The following is a 5545-nucleotide window of genomic DNA, read 5'->3' as shown; positions in this document are numbered from 1 at the left end:
CGAGCGCCGCGCCCAGCATCACCGCGTCCGCGCCGCACGCCACCGCCTTGACGAGGTCGCCGGACCGGCCCACGCCCCCGTCGGCGATGACGTGCACGTAGCGGCCACCGGACTCGTCGAGGTAGTCACGGCGTGCGGCGGCGACGTCGGCGACGGCGGTGGCCATGGGGGCGTGGATGCCCAGGGAGACGCGCGTGGTGTGCGCCGCTCCCCCACCGAAGCCGACCAGGACACCGGCCGCGCCGGTGCGCATCAGGTGCAGGGCTGCGGTGTAGGTCGAGGCACCACCGACGACCACCGGGACGTCGAGCTCGTAGATGAACCGCTTGAGGTTCAGCGGCTCCGCCTGCCCGGACACGTGCTCGGCCGAGACGGTGGTGCCGCGGATCACGAACAGGTCGACACCGGCGTCCACGACGTGCTTCCACAGCTGCTGGGTGCGCTGGGGCGAGAGGGCGCCGGCGACCGTCACACCGGCGCGGCGCACCTCGTGCAGGCGCTCGGTGATGAGCTCGGGGATGATCGGCTCGGCGTAGAGCTGCTGCATGCGGGCCGTGGCCCCCTCGGGGTCCAGCCCCGCGATCTCCGCCAGCAGCGGGGCCGGGTCCTCGTACCGGGTCCAGAGGCCCTCGAGGTCCAGGACCCCCAGACCGCCGTGCCGGCCGAGCGCGACGGCGGTCGCGGGTGACATCACCGAGTCCATGGGAGCGGCGACGATCGGCAGGTCGAAGTGGTACGCATCGATCTGCCACCCGGTGGAGACCTCCTCCGGGTCGCGGGTCCGCCGGGAGGGGACGACCGCGACGTCGTCGAAGGAAAAGGCCCGGCGGCCGCGCTTGCCCCGACCGATCTCGATCTCGTTGCTCACGGTCCCAGGCTACCGGGGTCATGGAGCGATGGTGCCCGGGTCCTCGGCGTGGCACGGGCGTAGGTGCTCGGCGGTGTCGGTGGTTGTCGGTGGTTGTCGGTGGTTGTCAGTGGTTCCTGGGACGCTGGACGCGCAGGGCAGGTGCGGACCGAGGAGGACCGGTGGGCTGGTGCGAAGGACCGATGGTGGGGTTCGACACCGAGACGACGGGCGTGGACGTGACCACCGACAGGGTGGTGACGGCCGCGGTCGTGCGGCGTGAGGGCTCCTCGACGTCGGTGCGCTCGTGGTTGGTGGACCCCGGCGTGGACATCCCGGAGGGCGCGGCCGCGATCCACGGGATCACCACCGAGCACGCCAGGCGCCACGGCCGCCCCCCGGCCGAGGTCCTGGAGGAGGTCGCGACCGAGCTGGTCGACGCCCTGGGCCGGGGCGAGCCGGTGGTGGCGTTCAACGCCTCGTTCGACCTGTCGCTGCTGGACGCCGAGCTGCGCCGGCACGGGTTGGCGACCCTGCCGCAACGGCTGCAGCGGCCGGTGCGGGTGGTCCTGGACCCGCTGGTGCTGGACCGGGCGCTGGACCGCTACCGCAGGGGCAAGCGCAAGCTCGTGGACCTGTGCGGCCACTACGGCGTCCAGGACCGCCCCGGCCTGCACACCGCGGACGTGGACGTGCTCGCGACCCTCGACGTGCTGGACGCGATCTCCAGCAGGTTCCCCGAGGTCGCCGACCTGGACCTGGACCGGCTGCACGACCGGCAGGTGCAGGCCCACCGGGCGTGGGCCGAGAACTTCAACGCCTGGCGCGCCGAGCAGGGCCTGACGGGGCCGGGGGCCGAGACGACCTGGCCCGTCCGCGAACCCGTGCCGGCCCTGGTGTGAGGGGTCAGGACGGGGCGAGGCCCAGCGTGGTCCGCACCTTGTCGAACGTGTCCTCGTCGGCGGCGTTGATCAGCCCGTCGGCGGGCGTGCCGGGGCGGTAGGGGCTGCCGTCCAGGCGACGGGCCACACCCCCGACCTCGCGCATCAGCACCACACCGGGCACGTGGTCCCACGGCCAGGTGCGCCAGGAGACCATCGCGTCGATCTCACCGGTGGCCAGGCGGCTGTACTCACGCCCCGACCACAACGACTCCGCGGGTGCGATCTGGTGGTCGGTGGACGTCTCGATGCCCTCGAGGATGCGGCGGCGCACCCGCCGCGGCAGGTACCGGGTCGCGATCTGCGCCCGTGGCCGGGAGTCCGGAGCCGGCCGGGTCAGGCGCCGGCCCGAGAGGTAGGCGCCGGACCCGCGCTCGGCCACGTAGGTGGTGCCGTGCTCGGGCAGGCAGATCCACCCGGCGACGGCCTCGCCGTCGTCGACGAGCCCGACCATCACGGCGTAGTCACCGATCCCCTCGACGAAGGCACGGGTCCCGTCGACGGGGTCCACGACCCACGCCCGGGGCGCTCCGGTCACGGCGTCCAGGATGCGGGGGTCGGCGGCCACGGCCTCCTCCCCCACCACCGGGACACCGGGGGTCAGCTCGGTGAGCCCCCGGGTGAGGGCGACCTCGGCCTCCTGGTCCACGACGGTGACCAGGTCACCCGGGGCCTTCTCGCTCACGTCCGACTCCGCCAGGTGCCGGAACCGCGGGGCCACGACGGTGCGGGCCACCTCCTCCACCAGGGCGGTGACCGCGTCGAGGTCGGTCATCGGCGCGCCGAGTAGTTGGGGGCCTCGGCCACCATCTGGACGTCGTGGGGGTGGGACTCCTTGAGACCCGCAGCGGTGATCCGCACGAACCGTCCCCGTGCCTGCAGCTCGGGGACCGAGCGGGCACCCACGTAGAACATCGACTGATGGAGCCCGCCGACGAGCTGGTGCGCCACCGGGCCGAGGGGCCCGCGGTAGGGGACCTGCCCCTCGATGCCCTCGGTGATGATCTCGTCGTCGGACAGGTCGCCCTGGAAGTACCGGTCCTTGGAGTAGGAGCGGCGGTCGCCGCGTGACTGCATGGCACCGAGGGAGGCCATGCCGCGGTAGCGCTTGAACTGCTTGCCGTTGACGAACACCAGGTCGCCCGGGCTCTCGTCGCACCCCGCGAGCAGCCCGCCGAGCATGACCGTGTCGGCGCCGGCGACGAGGGCCTTGGCGATGTCGCCCGAGTACTGCAGGCCGCCGTCGCCGATGACCGGCACCCCGGCCGGACGGCACGCCTTGGCGGCCTCGTGGATGGCGGTGACCTGAGGCACGCCCACCCCGGCCACGACGCGTGTGGTGCAGATCGATCCCGGCCCCACCCCGACCTTCACGGCGTCCACGCCCGCGTCCACGAGCGCCTGGGCGCCCTCCCGGGTCGCGATGTTCCCGCCGATGACCTGGACGTGAGCGGTGCCGGGGTCGCCCTTGATCCTGCGGACCATGTCCAGCATGAGCCGGGCGTGCCCGTTGGCGGTGTCGACCACCAGGGCGTCCACACCGGCCTCGACCAAGGCGGTGACCCGCTCCCACGCGTCCCCGAAGAACCCGACGGCGGCCCCGACCACCAGTCGGCCCTCACCGTCCTTGGTGGCGTCGGGGTACTGCTCGGACTTCACGAAGTCCTTGACGGTGATCAGACCCCGGAGCCGGCCGTCGCCGTCGACGATCGGGAGCTTCTCGACCTTGTGCTGGGCCAGCAGGTCGGCCGCGGCCGAGCGGTCGATCCCGACCGGCCCGGTCACCAGTGGCTGCGCGGTCATGACCTCGTGGACGCGGAGCCGCTCGTAGTCGGCGCGCGCGACGAACCTGAGGTCGCGGTTGGTGATGATGCCGAGCAGACGGTCACCGTCGTCGACGACCGGCAGGCCCGAGACCCGGTACCGCCCGCACAGGTCGTCCAGCTCAGCGAGGGTCGCGTACGGGCCCACCGTCACCGGGTCGGTCACCATGCCGGACTCGGAGCGCTTGACCAGGTCGACCTGGTGGGCCTGGTCCTCGATGGACAGGTTGCGGTGGAGGATCCCGACCCCGCCCTCGCGGGCCATCGCGATCGCCATGCGGGCCTCGGTGACGGTGTCCATGGCCGCCGAGACCAGGGGGATCGACACGTTCAGCTCGCGGGTCAGCCGCGAGGTCGTGTCGACCTCGCTGGGGACGACGTCGGTCTCGCCGGGGAGCAGCAGGACGTCGTCGTAGGTCAGACCGATCATCCCGAAGGGATCGGCGGGCGCGGAGGGGGTGCTGGGCTCGAACGCGGTCACGTCGTGATCCTACGCAACCCCGGACCGGGCACAGGCGGGCAGCCCCGCCACGGCGCCTGGGCCGGTGCGGTCAGCGGATGAGGCCGGTGCGCAGACCGATGGCCACGGCCTGGGCCCGGTCGGCGGCACCCAGCTTGCGGAACAGGCGGCGCGCGTGGGTCTTGACGGTGTCCTCGGAGAGGAACAGGTCGGCGCCGATCTGGGCGTTGGACCGGCCGTTGCTCATGCCGGTCAGGACCTCGAGCTCACGCTTGGTCAGCTCCAGGCCCTTGGCCCGGGGACCGGTCGGGCCACGGCGGGGTCGATCGGGGTCGGTGGCAGGTGGCTGCACGGCACCGCCGGCACCGAGCGTCGGCCCGGCCTGCCGCGGCACGAGACCGGCGGACAGGGTGTGCGCGGCGACGGCCGCCAGCTCTCCCCGGTCCAGGTCGGGAGCGAGGTAGCCACGGGCACCCAGGGCGATCGCCCTGTCGAGGGTGATCTCGTCGCCGGGCACGGCGAGCATGATGACGACGGCCTGGGCGCTCAGGGTGCGCAACCGGCGCAGCGCCTCGATGGGGCCGGAGCCGGGCAGGTGGCAGTCGAGCAGGACGAGCGCCGGGGGGCTCTTGCGCGCCAGGGCGACGAGCTCCTCAGCGGTCGCCGCGCCACGGGCGGGCGACAGCGTGGGCACCCCGTGCGCGGCGGCCACGATCCGCTCCCGGACGGTGGACGAGCCGTGGCACACGACGACGCCGGCCATCTTGCTCCCCTTCGTGCGACAGCACGCCGCGCAGGGCGCGCGACACCGATGTCATCGGCCCGACCTGGGGTCGACGTTAGGGATGCGTCCGGGTGAAGGCCACCGGTCCGGACGGGGACGCGGGCCCGAGGGCTCAGGGGATGACGGCTCAGGGAACGACGGCCAGGACCTCGTGCAGAGCGCCGGTGAGAGTGCGCACACGATGGGTGGAGGGGTGGCGCAGGTCAGCCGCGGCAGCTCCCTCCAGGTGCAGGAACACCGGCAGGTCAGGTGCGACCCGCACGACGGCGTCGACGGTGTCCGACAGCCCCTCGGGGTCCTGGTCGGGCAGGTGCGCGACGACGGCGGCAGGGGCCACGTCCTCCACCGCCTGGCCCACGGCCGCGGGGTCGGCCGGGCTGAGGAGGCGCGCCAGGACGCCGTTCTCCTGCAGCGCGGCGGCCAGGACGTGCAGGACCAGGCCGTCACCGCGCCCGGTGCCCAGGGCCAGGACGGCGGGCGTGCGGGCGTCGTCCAGCCTCGAGGAGCTGACGGCGGCGCGGCTGCGGAGCTCGGCGAACGCCGCTGCCGTCAGCGACGGCGCCGGCGTCTCCCCCGGTCCGGTCACGGCGGCCCGGGCACCCAGGTCCACCAACGCAGGCTCGACGAGGTCGGACCACCAGCGGAGCACGTCCCCGGGGTGGACGCGTGCCAGCATCCAGCGCACCGCGG

The 5545-nt window shown here is 73.6% G+C and carries 5 protein-coding genes and 1 pseudogene; 1 reads left to right on the top strand and 5 read right to left on the bottom strand.

Going from position 1 to position 5545, the window contains the following annotated elements:
• Nucleotides 1-868 (bottom strand): GuaB3 family IMP dehydrogenase-related protein (locus N869_RS12500; RefSeq protein ID WP_035062197.1); only part of this gene is annotated, 868 nt, incomplete at its 3' end.
• A 161-nt stretch (nucleotides 869-1029) separates the two neighbouring features.
• Here N869_RS12500 and N869_RS12495 point away from each other — a divergent pair.
• Complete coding sequence (locus N869_RS12495) at nucleotides 1030-1749, top strand: exonuclease domain-containing protein (protein ID WP_035062195.1); 720 nt, start codon at nucleotides 1030-1032, stop codon at nucleotides 1747-1749.
• Nucleotides 1750-1753: 4 nt separating this feature from the next.
• Here N869_RS12495 and N869_RS12490 read toward each other — a convergent pair whose 3' ends face one another.
• From N869_RS12490 to N869_RS17440, 4 genes and pseudogenes are all read right to left on the bottom strand, one after another.
• Nucleotides 1754-2563, bottom strand: coding sequence for an inositol monophosphatase family protein (locus tag N869_RS12490; RefSeq protein WP_035062194.1), 810 nt, complete (start codon nucleotides 2561-2563; stop codon nucleotides 1754-1756).
• On the bottom strand, nucleotides 2560-4041 hold the full coding sequence (gene guaB / locus N869_RS12485) for an IMP dehydrogenase (RefSeq protein ID WP_052105515.1): 1482 nt from the start codon (nucleotides 4039-4041) through the stop codon (nucleotides 2560-2562). The genes N869_RS12490 and guaB overlap by 4 nt, the downstream gene beginning before the upstream one ends.
• Nucleotides 4042-4162: 121 nt before the next feature.
• Nucleotides 4163-4834 carry a LuxR C-terminal-related transcriptional regulator gene (locus tag N869_RS12480; protein WP_035062192.1) on the bottom strand — a complete coding sequence of 224 codons (672 nt, stop codon included), beginning with the start codon at nucleotides 4832-4834 and terminating at the stop codon, nucleotides 4163-4165.
• Between the two features lie 148 nt (nucleotides 4835-4982).
• Nucleotides 4983-5545: pseudogene (locus N869_RS17440) on the bottom strand (hypothetical protein); the annotation flags it as partial.

The organism is Cellulomonas bogoriensis 69B4 = DSM 16987, assembly GCF_000767165.1.
Taxonomy (GTDB): Bacteria; Actinomycetota; Actinomycetes; order Actinomycetales; family Cellulomonadaceae; genus Actinotalea; species Actinotalea bogoriensis.
Note: the sequence above shows the minus strand (reverse complement) of the source record. Positions and strands in the feature narration are given on the sequence as shown.